15 protein-coding genes and 1 pseudogene are annotated in these 14,826 nt (G+C 68.3%); 5 read left to right on the top strand and 11 right to left on the bottom strand.

From position 1 onward, the window contains the following. Positions 1-13 precede the first annotated feature (13 nt). From ACZ7KI_RS20950 to ACZ7KI_RS20915, 8 genes are all read right to left on the bottom strand, one after another. Complete coding sequence (locus tag ACZ7KI_RS20950; RefSeq protein WP_470274771.1) at positions 14-1,204, bottom strand: cytochrome P450; 1,191 nt, start codon at positions 1,202-1,204, stop codon at positions 14-16. Further along, positions 1,197-2,405 (bottom strand): acyltransferase family protein, encoded by a 1,209-nt coding sequence (locus ACZ7KI_RS20945; protein ID WP_470274770.1) that lies wholly within the window; start codon positions 2,403-2,405, stop codon positions 1,197-1,199. Before ACZ7KI_RS20945 ends, ACZ7KI_RS20950 begins: the two co-directional genes overlap by 8 nt. A gap of 92 nt (positions 2,406-2,497) precedes the next feature. Beyond that, positions 2,498-2,905 carry a VOC family protein gene (locus tag ACZ7KI_RS20940; RefSeq protein WP_470274769.1) on the bottom strand — a complete coding sequence of 136 codons (408 nt, stop codon included), beginning with the start codon at positions 2,903-2,905 and terminating at the stop codon, positions 2,498-2,500. A gap of 57 nt (positions 2,906-2,962) precedes the next feature. Further along, positions 2,963-3,142, bottom strand: a complete 180-nt coding sequence (locus ACZ7KI_RS20935) for a hypothetical protein (RefSeq protein WP_470274768.1) — start codon at positions 3,140-3,142, stop codon at positions 2,963-2,965. Continuing rightward, positions 3,139-3,834, bottom strand: a complete 696-nt coding sequence (locus tag ACZ7KI_RS20930) for a TfuA-like protein (RefSeq protein ID WP_470274767.1) — start codon at positions 3,832-3,834, stop codon at positions 3,139-3,141. The genes ACZ7KI_RS20935 and ACZ7KI_RS20930 overlap by 4 nt, the downstream gene beginning before the upstream one ends. Positions 3,835-3,844: 10 nt before the next feature. Further along, on the bottom strand, positions 3,845-5,197 hold the full coding sequence (locus tag ACZ7KI_RS20925; RefSeq protein WP_470274766.1) for a YcaO-like family protein: 1,353 nt from the start codon (positions 5,195-5,197) through the stop codon (positions 3,845-3,847). Then, positions 5,194-6,174 (bottom strand): selenoneine biosynthesis selenosugar synthase SenB, encoded by a 981-nt coding sequence (gene senB, locus ACZ7KI_RS20920; RefSeq protein ID WP_470274765.1) that lies wholly within the window; start codon positions 6,172-6,174, stop codon positions 5,194-5,196. Before senB ends, ACZ7KI_RS20925 begins: the two co-directional genes overlap by 4 nt. Further along, the gene (locus ACZ7KI_RS20915; protein ID WP_470274764.1) at positions 6,171-7,805 is read right to left on the bottom strand and encodes an NAD-dependent epimerase/dehydratase family protein; all 1,635 of its coding nucleotides are present in this window, start codon (positions 7,803-7,805) and stop codon (positions 6,171-6,173) included. Before ACZ7KI_RS20915 ends, senB begins: the two co-directional genes overlap by 4 nt. Positions 7,806-8,001: 196 nt before the next feature. On the opposite strand from ACZ7KI_RS20915, the gene ACZ7KI_RS20910 reads away from it, so the two are divergent. The 4 genes and pseudogenes from ACZ7KI_RS20910 to ACZ7KI_RS20895 all read left to right on the top strand — a co-directional run bounded on the left by ACZ7KI_RS20910 (position 8,002) and on the right by ACZ7KI_RS20895 (position 9,853). Continuing rightward, a complete protein-coding gene (locus tag ACZ7KI_RS20910) occupies positions 8,002-8,406 on the top strand; it encodes an arsenate-mycothiol transferase ArsC (RefSeq protein ID WP_470274763.1) in 405 nt (134 codons plus the stop codon). Positions 8,407-8,451: 45 nt separating this feature from the next. Beyond that, positions 8,452-8,826, top strand: a pseudogene (locus tag ACZ7KI_RS20905) (alpha/beta fold hydrolase); the annotation flags it as partial. 145 nt (positions 8,827-8,971) lie between these two features. Further along, a complete protein-coding gene (locus tag ACZ7KI_RS20900) occupies positions 8,972-9,235 on the top strand; it encodes a hypothetical protein (protein ID WP_470274762.1) in 264 nt (87 codons plus the stop codon). A 48-nt stretch (positions 9,236-9,283) separates the two neighbouring features. Beyond that, complete coding sequence (locus ACZ7KI_RS20895; protein ID WP_470274761.1) at positions 9,284-9,853, top strand: dihydrofolate reductase family protein; 570 nt, start codon at positions 9,284-9,286, stop codon at positions 9,851-9,853. Positions 9,854-9,905: 52 nt separating this feature from the next. Here the strand turns inward: ACZ7KI_RS20895 and ACZ7KI_RS20890 are convergent, their stop codons facing one another. The 3 genes from ACZ7KI_RS20890 to ACZ7KI_RS20880 all read right to left on the bottom strand — a co-directional run bounded on the left by ACZ7KI_RS20890 (position 9,906) and on the right by ACZ7KI_RS20880 (position 14,131). Continuing rightward, a complete protein-coding gene (locus ACZ7KI_RS20890) occupies positions 9,906-11,168 on the bottom strand; it encodes an MFS transporter (protein ID WP_470274760.1) in 1,263 nt (420 codons plus the stop codon). Then, positions 11,161-12,432: a glycosyltransferase family 2 protein gene (locus ACZ7KI_RS20885; RefSeq protein ID WP_470274759.1), complete on the bottom strand. Its 1,272-nt coding sequence runs from the start codon at positions 12,430-12,432 to the stop codon at positions 11,161-11,163. The genes ACZ7KI_RS20890 and ACZ7KI_RS20885 overlap by 8 nt, the downstream gene beginning before the upstream one ends. Positions 12,433-12,760: 328 nt before the next feature. Continuing rightward, the gene (locus ACZ7KI_RS20880; RefSeq protein WP_470274758.1) at positions 12,761-14,131 is read right to left on the bottom strand and encodes a pyridoxal phosphate-dependent decarboxylase family protein; all 1,371 of its coding nucleotides are present in this window, start codon (positions 14,129-14,131) and stop codon (positions 12,761-12,763) included. A gap of 340 nt (positions 14,132-14,471) precedes the next feature. Between ACZ7KI_RS20880 and ACZ7KI_RS20875 the strand changes: the two genes are divergently transcribed. Then, positions 14,472-14,783: an FmdB family zinc ribbon protein gene (locus tag ACZ7KI_RS20875; protein WP_470274757.1), complete on the top strand. Its 312-nt coding sequence runs from the start codon at positions 14,472-14,474 to the stop codon at positions 14,781-14,783. The last annotated feature ends 43 nt before the right edge of the window (positions 14,784-14,826 follow it).

Here is a 14,826-nt window from a genome sequence, read left to right as displayed (position 1 = left end):
CACCGCCAGGAAGTCAGCCCAGGTTCAACAGCAGCCTGGCCGGGCGCTTGAACGCGCTGTCGGTCCACTCCACCTCGTCCGGGTCCTCGGCGAGCGAAAGCCGGGGATGCCGGTCGACGAAGGCGGCGAGCAGTTCCTGCATCTCCATCCGCGCCAGATTCGCCCCGAGGCAGAAGTGCACACCCCTGCCGAAGGTCAGATGCGCCTTCTCGTCCCGGTCGAGGCGCAGCTCCCGTGGGGCGTCGTAGATCGAGGGGTCGTAGTTCGGCCCGACGAAGGACGCGACGACCGCCTCGCCCTTCCGGATCGTCCCGGACGGCAGCTCGACGTCCTCCAACGCGACCCGGAGCGGAGCACCGTCTCCCGGGACCTCGACCCGCAGCAGTTCCTCGACCGCGTTGGGCACCAGGCCGGGGTCGGCGACCAGCCGTTCGTAGTGCTCGCGCGGAGCCAGCAGCCGCAGGAACGCGCGGGAGAGCACCGATCCGGTCGTCTCGTGCCCGGCAAGGAACATCCCGATGGTGTTGCGCACCAGTTCGTCGTCGCTGAGCCGGTCGCCTTCGTACCGCGCTTGGATCATCGTCTGAAGCACGCCGTCACCCGGCAGGTTCCGCACCTGTTCGATCAGTTCGACGCAGTACGCCGCGAACTCCATCAGCGCCGCGGTCTGCTCTTCGATACCGAGACCACCGGAGGGGAGCAGGAGATCCGACCAGTGCCGGATCCGTTCGGCGTCGATCCCCGGTACTCCCATCACCTCGCTGATCACCTCGACGGCGAAGGGGAACGCGACCGTGCTCACCACGTCGACGACCGGTCCTTCGAGTCCGTCGATCATCTTGTTGGCCATGGTGCGCACCCTGGGCCGCCACGCCTCGATCTTGCGTTTGGTCAGGGTGCCCGCCAGCAGGCTGCGGAGCCTGGTGTGCCGGGGCGGGTCCATGTTCATGATGATGTCGGGGTCGACGGTGAAGTCGAGCCCGTCGGCCTGCCTCGGCGCCCCCTCGTAGGTGAGATCGCGGCTGAATCGCTGATCGCTCAGCACTTTCACGACGTCGTCGTAGCGGACCGCGAGCCTGGCCACGTCACCGCTCTGCAGCCGGACCTCGCCGAGCGGGCATTCCCGCAGACGACGTTCGTAGTCTTCGACGGGACGACCTCGCGGGCCGGGCGGGAACGGGAAGCTCTCGAGTTCTTCAGCCATGGTCTTCCATCCTCACCGTGGGTGCCGGTGCCGCGGCCTTCGCGGGTTCCGGTTCTTGCCGATATACAACGAGTTCCGGTCTGCGCCGGGTGGAGAACCGCCGCATCACAGGTCGTTCCACGCCCGCGTAGAGCAGCCATGACACGAGGAGCGTCACCCCGAACAGCAGGGCCGTCACCCCCAGCGCCGCAGGCGTGCCCCAGCGGTCCCCGATCCACCTCACCCCGAAGGTGAGCACGAGCCAATGCACCATGTAGAAGGCGAAGGAAACTTCACCGAGCCACACCATCCGGCGACCGGCCAAGAAGGTCCGTCGCCCGTCCCGGTCGGCCACCGCGCCCGCCGCGATGAGCAGGCCGAGTGGCACCACCGTGACCGCCGTCAGCTTGTAGGTCATCGGGAACAACGGGGCCGCCGCGTAGGCGGCCAGCGAAAGTGCCGCGGCCCAGCCGAATCGGAGCGGCAGACGACGTCCCTCCAGCACGATCCTGGCCAGCAGGATGCCGAACACGAAGTCGAGCAGGCGGACCGGCGCGAACGCGTAGACGAACCAGAACCGCGGCACCGACGTCTCTGCGTACCAGAGGTAAGGCTCGTTCGGCAGTGAGGTCGCGGCGAGCGGGATCAGCAGGATCACCGCGATGACCGCACCGGCCCAGAACCACAGCCGGTCCGGCCGGATCCGGCGGAGGTACCGGAACAGCAACGGGAACGACAGGTAGAACAGCACCTCGCAGGAAAGCGACCACGAGACGATGTTGAAGCCGCCGTTGACCGGCGCCCAAGCCTGCAGCAGCGACAGGTTCAGTGCCGCCGTCCCGAAATCGAAGGTCTCGTTCGCGACGAAGCCCAGCAGCAACGCCGCCGCGAGGAACGTGACGACGTGGTTCGGATAGATCTTGAAGAACCGGCGGCGCCAGAACGTCCGCGCCGTGTCCTTCTCACGTGCGGACCAGGCCAGCACGAAACCGCTGAGCACGAAGAAGAACCCGACACCGGTGAAGCCACCCTGGATGAACATCGCCGTCATCGACTTCTGGACACCGGGATCGGCGAACAGGTTCTCCAGGGTGAGGTGGGACAGAAAGACCGCGAGCGCGGCGATGAAGCGCATCCCGGTCAGCGACGGCAGGCGCGTGGCCCGCACGTCGCGGGCCGCGCGGCGGCCGGAGCCGGCCGCCGGCGAGAGGGAAATGTCCATGTCCCCATCGTCGGCGACCGCTCTTCACCAGGGCATCTCCGCCGATGCGGACCTGATCGAGGATCTTGTCCCCGCGCACGGCGGGCGGTGGGTCAAACGCGCTGCTGGATACGGATCAGGTTCCCGGCGGGGTCGCGGACGGCCCCGTCCCGCAGGCCGTACGGCTGATCGGTCGGCTCCTGGATGATCTCGGCGCCCGCCTCCGCGAGGTGCTTGAAGAGACCGTCGAGGTCGTCCGAGGAGAACAGGATGCTCGCGTACGTCCCCTTGGCCATCATCTCGGTGATGACGCGGCGTTCGTCGTCGGTGATCCCCGGGTCGACGGCGGGCGGGTGCAGCACGATCGACACGGGCTGCCCGGGCGGGCCGACGGTGATCCAGCGCATGCCGTCGTAGCCCACGTCGTTGCGCACCTCGAAGCCCAGGACGTCGCGATAGAACGCCAGTGCGGCCTCGGGGTCGTTCTGCGGGAGGAAGCTCCCGTGAATGCTGATGTCCATGACGGTCACGCTAGGTGAGATCGGTGTCCGCCGCTTCTCGATTCCTGACCGGTCGGGTCACTCGATCGAAGTCATGATCGTCATGGTCAGGGACTCCAGCGTGCCCTGGACACCGTCGGACGTCGTACGCACGGCCTCCAGGAACCGTTCGAGCTGTTCGGGGCCGAACCCGGCCAGCGGGGCGAGTGCCGGGTCGACCGGTCCTTCGGGAAGCGGTCGCGGGACGGGAATGCTCACAGCGCACCTCGGGATTCGACGGGTTTGATCCGCGGTTTTCCGGCCGGGTCGAGGAAGTCACGCATCGCCGCGAGCAGCAGCAGGGCGTCCTCGCGTTTCGTGTCGGGGGCGCCGCCGTCGAAGAAGGCGGCGATCCTGGCGTGCTCGTCCGCCGGGATCTCCCGGCGCAGCAACTGGAGCACGGTCCGCGTGACGCGCTGCGGGAAGTACAGTTCCTTCGCGATCTCGAGGAACCGCTCCCCCGTTTCCGGGGCGAACGCGCCTTCCTCGACACCGGCGGCGATGGCGAACCGCAGGTTGACCATCGGTTCGGACAACGCCGAAAGATTCTCTTCGTCGTAGGTGACGGCGACCTCGTCGTCGGCGTCGATCCGCCCCGAGAAGTACTCCTCGTAGATCTTGCCGACACCGACCATGCCGAACGGCGAACATTCCGCCGCCCGCAAGGCACCCATACTCGACGAGCCGAACATCGTGACCCCGCGGTCCATCGCCTCGAGCACCTCCTTCGGCGAGACGCACAGGCTCTGCAAGAACCTTCCGTCCACGATGCCGATGGCCTCCGGTGGCTCCGGCCGGGCCAGCAGTTCGGCGAGGTCACCCCGTTTGACCGGGGGCAGGAACTCGACGTCGAGTTCGGCGGCCGCCGCTTCCCGGTCGATGCTCGGGCCGATGAAAACCACTGCGCGCATGACGGATCTCCTAGGCGGGCTTGGAAAGTTCGGCGGCGCGCTTGCGTGCCGACAGCTCGAGCAGTGCGTTGTTCCAGACCTTCGCCCCGCGCGGTCCGATCTTGCAGTGGTCGACGGCCCACGATTCGAGCCGCGGCACGATCACCCGCACGACGCTGACCGGGATCCCCGGCGGCGAGAGGTCGACGGCGAGCGCGCGTTCGATGCCGGCGGCGCGGATCCGGTCCAGGATCAGCTCGATGTCGGTCATCACGTCGTCGGTGGTCCACGACGGGATGTCGTCGAACGCGACCTGTTTGCGCATCGGCTGCCACGCCCACGCGCCCTTGTCGATGGTCGCCGACCGCTGGACGTGGTTCTGGTACTTGGACACGTTCTCGGTCGGGAGCCGGATGTCCTCTCGCATCGCCTGGATGTCGACGGCCCGGCCCTGCGCGCATTCGGTGATGGCGCGGATCAGCGCCACGTTCGCGTCGGGATGCGTGCCGAACCCGCCGTGCCCCTGCGACGTGGTCGGGCCGAGGTCTTCGGAGGTGGCGGCGAGGAAACTCGGGATCTCCAGATCCGAGGTGATGTGCACGATCCGCATCCGCAGCCCGGCGTCGTGGAACTTGTCCACAAGGGACTTCGCCAGCGGCGGAAGCGTCTCCAGGTCCACGTGCGGATGCAGTTCCCGCAGATACGACGTGAGGCTCTCGGGCTGTGGCTCGACGAAGATGCCCTTCTCCAGAACTTGGGCGAGCTGGCTGCTCACGAGTTCGGCGTTGGTCATCGAATCGCGTTCGATCAGTTCGGTGAGCGCGTGGCAGATGGCCTCTTCGACACTGTTGCCGGACGCCAGCCCGTTGGTGGAAAGCACCTTGTAGCAAGGGGGTTCGTGGAACTTCAACCCGTAGACGGCACACGCCTGCGGGATGAGGATGGACTCCTCGTTCATCAGGTCGTAGGCCTCGACCCACGAGATCGGGAGATCGTCGCGGTAGTGTGCGGAAAGCTCGGCGTTGTTCTCACGCGGGTCCAGCACCGGACGGCCCTCGGCGACCAGCTCCTCGTAGGAGGCGATGACCTGCGGCCGCACCGGCAAGGCGGCGGAGAACCGCTCGATCGCCTCCATCGCCGCGGACGTCTTGGCGTCGATGTTCCGCAGCCCCTTGCCGTTGTAGACGGAGATGATGTCGTTGGAGCGTGGCGCGATGGCGTTGTAGACCGGGATGCCGACCCGGTCGAGCCAGGTGATCTCCGCGACCCGGGTGACCCCGGCGCGCCGCAGATGCGGCTCGATCCGCGCGTAGGTCTGCTCGGCGGTGAACTCCCGGTGCACCCCGCCGCCCCCCACCTTCGGAACGCTCTTCCTGAGTTTCATCGCACTCCCTCGTATCCGGCCTTCGTGGGGATCGCTTCGGCGAGCAACCGCTTCCAGGCCTCGGTTTCGCGCTCCGGGTCGACCGAAGCGCGAAGGTCCGCGCACTGCCGCCGTAACCGCGTGTAAAGCCCGTCGCGGTCGTGTTCGGCGGCGTCGAGGACGGCGGCGAGCGCTTCCGTGTCACCGACGGGGAAATAGCCCCCGTAGTCCGCGCCGAGCAGCCCGACCGAGCCCGGGATGCGAGTGGAGACAATCGGGACACCGGCGGCGAGCGCTTCGGTGACCACGTTCGCCCCGCCCTCGTGCAGTGAGGTGAGTACCAGCAGACGGCTTCGGGCGAGTACGGCGAGCGCTTCGGACCGCGGCAACGGCCCGAGCCACGAATAGCGCGGGTTCTCCGCGGACTCGGCGCGCAGCCGGTCGCCGAGGTCGTCCTCGCGGACACCGCCGACATGGGTCACGGTGATCCGCGACGACGGCGGCAGCAGACGCACCGCCGCGCTCAGCCGCAGCGGATCCTTGACCGGCCTGGCGTGCGCGAGGAAAGCGATCTCGAACCGGTCCTCGGCAGGCGCTTCCCCCGGGATCGGCGACATGGACTGGGTGATCACCCTGGTCCGGCTCCGCAGCCCGGGCGGAACCTGCCGGACTCCTCGCGGCTGCAGAACGACGATACGCGCGGCGCCGCCGAGCAGGGTCAGGTCGACCCCGCCGGTGACCAGGTCAGGGTAGAGGTCGGTGCCGGTCAGCGCGATCACGATCGGCGCGCCAGGGCAAGCCGCGCCGAAGGCTCGGATCGCGGCCTCACTCTTGCGGGCGTGCAAGGCCACGAGCAGGTCGTAGGTGCCGCCGTCGTAGTGCTCGACCACCCGGACCTCGTGTCCGAGCTCCCGGAACAGCCGTGCCCAGCGGCGCGCGGTGACGCCGTTGCCGTAGTCGCTCGCTTCGGGGACCGGTCCGGCGACGAGGATCCTCATCGGGCCCATTCCCGGTCGTAGGCCAGCCATTTCCCGAAGGCGCGGACGGCTTCGTCGGCCGGGACGGTGGCCGTCCAGCCGAGTTCGGCCGCGGCGAGGCCCAGCTTCAGCACGGCAGTCTCCGACGGCGAGGTGACCGTTTCCGTCGGCACGGATCGAACCGCCGCGCAGACGATCTTCGCCAGCTCGCTCCCGGTGAGGGTCGCCGTCGCGATGTCGTACACCGGAGCGACCGGCGCTCCGGTCAGCACCGCGTCGATCGCGCTCGCCAGGTCGCGCACGTCGGTGAACTGGTGGACGCGATCGGGATCGACCGGCAGAGCATTGCGCGTCCATGCCAGCTGGATCCAGTGCGCCACCTCGGAATCCGCCGGCGTATGCGGGCCGATCGGCGTCGCGAACCGCAGGACGTGTTCACGCGCGCCGGTGTCGACGATGACGCAGAAGACGTCGCCCGGATCCGTTTCTTCCCCGAGATGGACGAGCCGCGTCGAAGCGGAAGGCGCTTCGCCGTCGACGAGCTCGTGGCCGAGTTCGGCCAGTAACCCGGCCAGATGTTTCGCGAACGGACCGCCGGGTCCGGTGAGCGCGACCTGAAGCCCGCTTCCGGCCCGCGGACGGCGGGGGCGGGCCGCCCTCGCCCGTCCTGCGGCGAAGGCCTTGACCGCGGCTTCGTTGTGCGAGGCCGTGATCGCTTCGATCTCGGACGCGGTCAGCCGGTCGCAGAGACCGCCCGGTCCGATGCTCGCGAGCGCGAGATCCAGCGCCGCACCCTCGACAGCGTCCACAGAGGCCAGTCCCATGGTGAACGCCGTCAACCAGGTCTGCCAGGCACCTTCGGAAAGATCACCACCCCGCAGGAATTCGGTTCTGCACTCCTGCGGCGAAATCCCCGATCGCCGCAGGAGCCGTTCTGTTCCGAGGTATTCCCAGTATCCGCCGGCCCGCACGGCGCATTCCGACGTGACGTGCTTGTGGAAGGGAATCATCTCGTGTTCGACGATCGCGCCTTCGGCATCCGAGGGCGCGAAACCGGAAAAACAGGAAGAACGCCGGAGCCCGTGCGCGTCGTTACCGGCGACACTGGGCAGGCCGGAATGTTCGACGGTATTCGGTACGGCGATGCGGATCGGCACCTCGACGGCCTTCAGATACCGGAACATGAGCACGTCGCACGGCCAGCCGTCGGAATGTTCGTCGGCGTAGGGCGCGTAACCGCGCGCGATCGCCGCGGGCAGCATCATGGCGACGCAAGGCGCGTATTCGTTGACCGCGGTCGCCCAGGCCGCCCCGGCGGCCGCGGCCATCCGCACGGCCGCGCCGTTACGGGAGTTCCAGTTGGCGTAGAAGGCGACAGCGTCACCGGGAAACCGCCCGGCCGCTTTCCGCGCGTGCTCGAAGAATCCGTCCGCGAGCTGGACGTCGTCCTGCAGCACGAGAAAGTGCGTCGCGTCGTCGGGAACGCCGCTCCAGGCCAGCCGCACCGTCCGCGACGTCGTCGGCGGCCCGTCCGGCCGCGGGTCGAGCACCACCCGCAGCGCGCCCGCGGGGTCGAGCCGCGCGAGTCTCGCCGCCGCTTCCCCTCGACTGGGATGCGCCATCACGGCACCACTGAGCCGTACTTCGGTCATCGATAACCCTCACCGTCTTCTACGGGTATCGGAAAGTGTGCCGCGCCGGCGAAGCCCGCTCTTCTCCCGGTATGCGCGGGTGCCGAAAAAAGTGTGGTTCTCCTCGATTGCCACTCTCTTTCGCACCCGCGATACATGACGCTTTCACGGGTAATCTCGGTACCAGGACACATCACCGGGAAGAACGGACGGCGTGATGACGGAAATCCTGTTCGTGTGCGTGCACAACGCGAGCCGGTCACAGATGGCGGCCGCCCTGCTGAAGCATCACGGGTTCGGCAGGGTCACCGTACGGTCGGCGGGATGCGACCCGGCGGAGAAGATCAACCCGCTGGTGGCCGGGGCGCTGGCGGAATGGGACGTCGACATTTCGGCGGAGGTGCCGAGTCAGGTCACTTACGCCGACGTCGCGGCGGCCGACATAGTGATCACCATGGGCTGCCAGACCTATCCCGTGGCCGAAGGAACCCGGTACGTCGAGTGGGTCGTCCCCGACCCGGAGACCGAAGGGGTCTCCGGCATCCGGCCGTTACGGGACGATATGGACCGTCGCGTGCGAGAACTACTGGCGTCCCTTGTGGACACTCCGGTCCCGGGCTAACGGCGGGCATGTTCACGCACGGCATCCCGCGGTACCGCGGGATGCCTGCGAACGGGTGAATGTCCGAACCCGCCGAGCGCAAGCGATGAGTCGGCGCCGGACCGCTGCTCCTGGCCATGGGCTCACCGATGGGCGCGGACGCCTTCGCGCCGCTGGCCGACGCGCTGGCGACCCGGGTTCACCGTGGTGACCCATGACCCACGGGGCATTTCCCGGAGCAAGCTGGACGACCCTGAGCAGGACTCCACCCCACTGATGCGCGCCGAAGACGTCGTCGCGATCCTGGACGAGCTGGGCGCCGAAACGGCCGATGTGTTCGGCTCCAGCGGCGGCGCGATGACCACCCTCGCGCTGGCCGCCCGCCATCCCGGCCGGCTCCGGACGGTCGTCGCGCACGAGCCGCCGGTGCTGAACCTGCTGCCGGACGCGGCGGAACGGCCCGCCGCCGGGCGACTCCCCCGAGCAGGATCTGGAGGACGGACGCCGCTTCTTCGTCCACGAACTGCGCGAGACCACGCGCTACACCCCCGGCCTCGACGCGCTGCGCGACGGCCCGGCCAGGATCGTGATCGGCCTCGGCGTGGGTTCCGGCGACCTGCTCACCCGGCGGACCTGCGCCGCGCTGGCAGGCGAACTGGGTCTGCCGGTGGTCGAGTTCCCCGGCGACCACGGCGGCTTCATCTGGGATCCGGAAGGCTTCGCGAACCTGCTGGGCGACCTCCTCCTGGCCGAGGACGCGGAGGTGCCGCTCGCGCGACATGAGCAGGCGGAAGACCGCCGCGAAAACTTTTTTCCCGGAGGTGTCGATTCGCCTCGTGTGCGTTCGTAGCCAGGGTGAGAGGCCGGCGACGGACCGGCCACACCGGAGGAGAGTGCCATGACCGTCCCCTACACCTTCGACATCTTCTGCAGCCTCGACGGCTTCGGTTCGCACAACGGCGACTGGGGTGGCTACTGGGGCAAGCAAGGCCCTGAGCTGCTCGAACGTCGCCTGTCGCTGTATGACGAGCCGCAGCGGATGGTGTTCGGGGCGGATACGGCTTCCCTCAACGCGCAGATGCTGTCTTCGCTCGACGCGGAGTCGCTCGACCCTTGGGTCACCCGGATGCGGGCCCTTCCGGCGACGGTCGTGTCGAACACGCTGCGAGAACTCGACTGGCCGGACGCGACCATCGTGAGCGGCGACGCCGTCGACGTCATCGCCCGGCTCAAGGAGGAGTCCGACGTACCTCTGCGTTCGCACGGCAGCCTGTCGTTGAACCGGACGCTGATGGCCGCCGGTCTGGTCGACCGCGTCCAGGTGACGATCTTCCCCGTCCTCACCGGTCAGACCGGAGAGCGCCCGATCTTCCAGGGCGCGGCCGACTTCGACCTCGACCTGCTCGAAAGCCGGACGCTCGACGGCCACACCCAGGAGCTGATCTACCGGCCCGTCCGGCATGGCTGAGAGTCGTGAGTGATTTGGGTCGTTCTAACGGCCCAAATCACTCACGACCGTCCTAAGCGGCCCGGGGAACCGCCGGTTCCGTCTCGCCCTCCGGTGCCGAGGCAGACTCCGTCGGCCGAGCCGCCGCAGCACGCGCCGAGGCGGGAGCCGTGGCCACGGCGAAGGTGACGATCACCCCGAGTGGCACCAACAGCAACGTCAGCGCCGTGCTGATCCCGAAGGTCTGCGCGAGCCAGCCGAAGATCGCCGGACCAGCGAGCACGCCGGCGTTGTGCAGCGTGCTGTACCGCGCGATCGCGAGGCTGGTGTTGGACTTCGTGCCGTGCCCGACCGCGCTGGAGATGATCGGGATCGCCACGGCGAGCCCGCAGCCTGCCATCGCGAGCCCGGCCAGGCCGAACCACACGCTCGGCACGGCGACGGCCACCAGCACGCCCGCGCCGGTCATCGCCATGCTCCAGCGGACGAGGGCCACGGCACCGAATCGCCGGTGCAGCCGGTCACCGACGAGCCTCGTCCCGGTCTGCGCCACGATGAACGCGAAATAGCCCAGCGACGCGATGTTCGCCGCCGCACCACGTTGCTCGCTCAGGAAGACGCCGCCCCAGCTGGACACCGCGCCTTCGCAGAGTGCCACCGCCGCGCCGAGACCGCCGAGGACGATCACCGCACGCGTCCAACCGGACAGGAAACCGACCCTCCCCGGCCGCGGCGAAACAGACGAAGCGACCGAAGAGTCCGTCAGCAACCAACGGCCGCTGAACAGCGCGATGACGACGAGAAGCGCCGAAACGACCCAAAAATGCGAACTCAGCGACCATTCCGCACGGACGGCCAGCACCGTGCCGCCCGAGCCGAGCAACGCGCCGATGCCCCATACCGCGTGCAGGCTGTTGAGCACCGGCCGCCGCGCCCGGCGTTCCACCTCGACGCCCTGTGCGTTCATGGACACGTCGAGGAGACCGGCGATGACGCCCCACGTCAGCATGCCGAGACCGGCGGTGACCGCGTTCGGCATCATCGCCATCAGCGGCAGGAACCACGGCAGGGCAAGGGAAGTGACCCGGATGACCGCCCGGCTGTCGAGGTGGTTCGACAGATGTCCCGCCAGCTGCATGGCCACCAGGACACCGACGGTCTGGGCGAGCAGCACCATGCCCAGTTCCGCGAAGTTCAGCCCCAGTTCGATCCGCAGCTGCGGCACGCGCGCGAACCACGAGCCGAGCATGACCCCGACCATCAGGAAGATCCCCGAGATCGCGATCCGCTGGCGACGCACGTCCCGCACCGGATGGATTTCCGGCCCGCTACTCATCGCCACTCGCCACACCGGACGCGTCGCCGAAGCCGGACTCGCCCGTCCAGCTGCCCACCTCCACGTGCGCGTTGAACGGTTTCCCTTCGGCGTCGCGCATCGGTGGCCGCCGGTGCGCGAGGTGCAGGAAGACGTCGTCGTACTGGGTGACGTCGCCGGCCGCGGAGATGCGGTAAAGCATGTCTTCGTCCTCGCCGCCCCAGCCCTGGTAGCGCTCGTCGAAGCCGCCGATGCGGTGGAAGATCTCCGGCCGCGTCCACAGACAGGCGCCGGGGACATCACGCAGCAGCAGTCCGCGTGCCCCGGCCAGTGGTGCTTCCGGCGTGTTCTCGCCGCATCGCCGCTCGATCAGCCAGTCGCTCGACGGCGCGTCCAGTGACAGCATTTCGGTGTGCGGCAGATGCGCGTCGTGCCGCTGGTCGGTGAACCTGGCGTGGTTGCGCTCCAGGAATTCCCGGTCCACCAGGATGTCCGCGTCGAGCAGGCACAGGGTCCTCGCCGCGCCGAGGGTTTCGCGGACGCCCACGTTCAGCGTCCAGGACTTGTTGAACAGGCCCTTGCCCTCGATGTGCACGTAGTGGTCGGCCAGCGGCTGGACGAGGTGCCTCCATCGCGGTTTCTCGTCGAATTCGACGACGGTGACCCGGTAACGGTCTGCGGGAAAGGTCTGGTCGCGCAGGGCCAGCAGGCAGGCGGTCAGGTTACGGATCCGGCCCGCACCGTCCCGATCGGACAGTGGGACGACGACGAGGATCTCGTCGCCGGTACCGGACGGCCGCGAGCGTACGCCGCGAGCGAGTTCCGTCAGCCGGTCGAGACCGGCGGGCTCGGCTTCCGGTTCGTAGAGCCTGCCGCGGAAGTAGTTGATGTAGACGTTGTCGTCCGCGGCGTCGACTTCATGACCCAGTTTCGCCGCCAGGTCGGGGTTTTCGTCAAGCAACGCGACGACACGCTCTTCGAACCGACGTTCGGCGAAGGTGTCGGTCGGCCGCGCGACGAGCCGCCGGTATGCCGGATCGTGGCCGATGAGGGCTTCGAGCGGGTCGACCACGGCACGGTAGAAGCGTTCACTGTGCATCCAGTAGTCGGCGGCGACGTCCGGCACGGCGGGATCGTTGGCCAGGACGACGTAACGGACGATCCGCCCCGCGAGATCCGCGCTCCCCGGCTCGGCCTTCCAATAAGCCGATGCCGAAGCGAACGTCTTGCCACCCGTGCGGGTCGGCCGGATCCGCATCGGATTGGACGCCCGCAACACGCACATCGGACTGCAGTCACAGGGATGCGGTTGCACTGCCCCTCCGTCCCTCGGTCTCCGTGAGATGACTCGGACACCGAGCGTGACAGTCGGCCACGAGGCGGAACGTCTTCTTGATTGCCGACAATCTCGAAGATCCCGGCCGCGCGCCTCGTCCACAAAGGACAGGACTCGGCGCAATCGGGGAGAGGTCGCGCACCGTTCACGACCGATACGGTCGTTGACCGAGTAGAGGGCCGTTCCCGGCACGCGGAGCCGGGGCACTGCCCGAACTCCCCGGAACGCTCAGCGTCCGCGCCGTGACCTCGCGGACGCTGAGCGGGACGAGATACGCCTATCCTTTGGCGGCCACGGACATCCAAGCGGCTCGGATCGCGGCGACACCGCGATCGACGTCTTCCTCGGTCGTACTCCAGTTGGAGACGGAAATCCGCATGAACCGACGACCGTGCCAGGTGGTCGCGCCCATCCAGCACTCGCCGGAACGCTGCACGGCTTCGACCACGCTGTCTGTTTTGTCGCCGAAACTCACCAGAACCTGGTTCAGCACCACGTCGTTCACCACGCTGACGCCTTCACACGCGTCGAGCTGCTCGGCGAACCTTCGCGCCAGAACGCAGCATCGTTCGACCATCTCGGCGATCCCCGAGCGCCCCAGTTCGCTGACCGCCGCCCACGTCGCGAACCCCCGCGCCCGGCGCGAGGACTCCGGCACGAAGTCGCCCGGGGCTCGCACGCCGCCGTCCCCCTGCCCGGTCAGGTAGGCGGCCGTGACCGACATCGCTGCCTTGTGCGAGTCGGGGTGGGCGCAGAAGGCGTACCCGCAGTCGTACGGGACGTTGAGCCACTTGTGCCCGTCGACCGCCCACGAGTCGGCGCCCTCGACCCCTTCGGTGAGATGCCGGGTCGCCGGACTCGCCGCCGCCCAGAGCCCGAACGCGCCGTCGACATGGACCCACGCACCATGCTCGTGGGCGATCCGGATCGCGGTCCCGAAGTCGTCGAAAGCACCGCTGTTCACGTTCCCGGCCTGAAGGCAAACGATTGCGGGGCCGTCCAACACCCGTTCGAGATCGGCGATGTCGAGGGCGCCCTGCGCGTTCGCGCGCACCGGACTGACGGCGTCGGTGCCCAGGCCGAGGAAGCGCAAGGAGACGTCGATCGTCGCGTGGCGCTCTTCGCTCGCGACGACCCGGAGCGGCGGCGCCCCGTTCAACCCGCGCCGCTCGACGTCCCATCCGGCCTTGGCGAGGACGTGATGGCGAGCCGCGGCCAGGCCGACCGTGTTCGCGCCCTGGCCGCCGGTCACGAACCCGAACGAAGCGCCGGACGGCAGGCCGAGGATGTCCTTGAGCCACCCGCCTGCCACGTCCTCGACGATCGCGGCGGCAGGCGAGGTGATCCGGTTGAAGGCGCCCTGATCCCAGCCGGTCGTCAGCATGTCGGCCGCCGTCGCGGCGTCGAGCGCGCCGCCGACGACGAAACCGAAGTACCTCGGCCCGGTGGTCGCCACCAGCGCGGGCTCGACGGCGTCGGCCAGCCGCCGGATCACGTCCGCGGGCGGGGCGGGTTTCTCGGGCAGGTCGCCGAGCTTTTCCCGGACACCTTCCGTGTTGTCCGGAAAGACCGGCGTTTCGGACACGCGCTCGCGATAGTCGGCCACGCGGGCGACGGTGTCGGCCAAGAGATCTCGAAGGTCGCTCACGGTGACTCTCTTTCGATCGTCGCGAACCAAGCGGGCGCGCCGTTCTCGTCGTGGGACCTGGTCCGGACGCGCTCCCTTTCGATGGTCTTCACAGACCATCCTTTACCCACGGGGGCAGTCGGCGCTTCCGGTTTTCCGCGGTGGGCCCGGTGAGTCGTGAGGGTTTCGGGTCGTGGGGTGACACCCATCCCGATCCAGCACGGAACAGGCCCGGAACAGCGCGTGTGACCAGGGCGTCGTGTGACCTTGGGAAACCTTGTTTGACCTGCGTCGGAATGCCCCGGTACCGTGTTGTGTTAGCACTCTTGTCGGCTGAGTGCCAATGCACGAAGGAGCAGCAGTGCCCACCTACCAGTACGCCTGCAAGGAATGCGACCACGCTTTCGAGGCCGTGCAGTCGTTCTCCGACGCGAGCTTGACCGTGTGCCCCCAGTGCTCGGGTCCGCTTCGCAAGGTCTTCAGCTCGGTCGGCGTGGTCTTCAAGGGCAGCGGTTTCTACCGCACCGATTCGCGCGACTCGAAGGCCGGCACGACCTCGGCGCCGGCCAAGAGCGAGACCAAGTCGGAGTCGAAGACCGAGTCGAAGTCGGAGACCAAGAGCTCGGCATCTTCCTCCACGGGAACGACGAAAACGGCCGCCGCCGCTTCCTGACGTCCCGAGTTGTCCACAAGCCCCCGGTTATCCACAGCCGGGG

This window comes from Amycolatopsis sp. NPDC039088, assembly GCF_055598845.1.
Note: the sequence above shows the minus strand (reverse complement) of the source record. Positions and strands in the feature narration are given on the sequence as shown.

Excerpts from the sequence above, each read along its gene's own strand:
- ACZ7KI_RS20915 (WP_470274764.1), bottom strand. The coding sequence starts at position 7,805 with ATGACCGAAGTACGGCTCAGTGGTGCCGTGATGGCGCATCCCAGTCGA.
- ACZ7KI_RS20945 (WP_470274770.1), bottom strand. The coding sequence starts at position 2,405 with ATGGACATTTCCCTCTCGCCGGCGGCCGGCTCCGGCCGCCGCGCGGCC.
- ACZ7KI_RS20910 (WP_470274763.1), top strand. The coding sequence starts at position 8,002 with ATGACGGAAATCCTGTTCGTGTGCGTGCACAACGCGAGCCGGTCACAG.
- senB (WP_470274765.1), bottom strand. The coding sequence starts at position 6,174 with ATGAGGATCCTCGTCGCCGGACCGGTCCCCGAAGCGAGCGACTACGGC.
- ACZ7KI_RS20950 (WP_470274771.1), bottom strand. The coding sequence starts at position 1,204 with ATGGCTGAAGAACTCGAGAGCTTCCCGTTCCCGCCCGGCCCGCGAGGT.
- ACZ7KI_RS20940 (WP_470274769.1), bottom strand. The coding sequence starts at position 2,905 with ATGGACATCAGCATTCACGGGAGCTTCCTCCCGCAGAACGACCCCGAG.
- ACZ7KI_RS20930 (WP_470274767.1), bottom strand. The coding sequence starts at position 3,834 with ATGCGCGCAGTGGTTTTCATCGGCCCGAGCATCGACCGGGAAGCGGCG.
- ACZ7KI_RS20890 (WP_470274760.1), bottom strand. The coding sequence starts at position 11,168 with ATGAGTAGCGGGCCGGAAATCCATCCGGTGCGGGACGTGCGTCGCCAG.
- ACZ7KI_RS20925 (WP_470274766.1), bottom strand. The coding sequence starts at position 5,197 with ATGAAACTCAGGAAGAGCGTTCCGAAGGTGGGGGGCGGCGGGGTGCAC.
- ACZ7KI_RS20895 (WP_470274761.1), top strand. The coding sequence starts at position 9,284 with ATGACCGTCCCCTACACCTTCGACATCTTCTGCAGCCTCGACGGCTTC.
- ACZ7KI_RS20885 (WP_470274759.1), bottom strand. The coding sequence starts at position 12,432 with ATGTGCGTGTTGCGGGCGTCCAATCCGATGCGGATCCGGCCGACCCGC.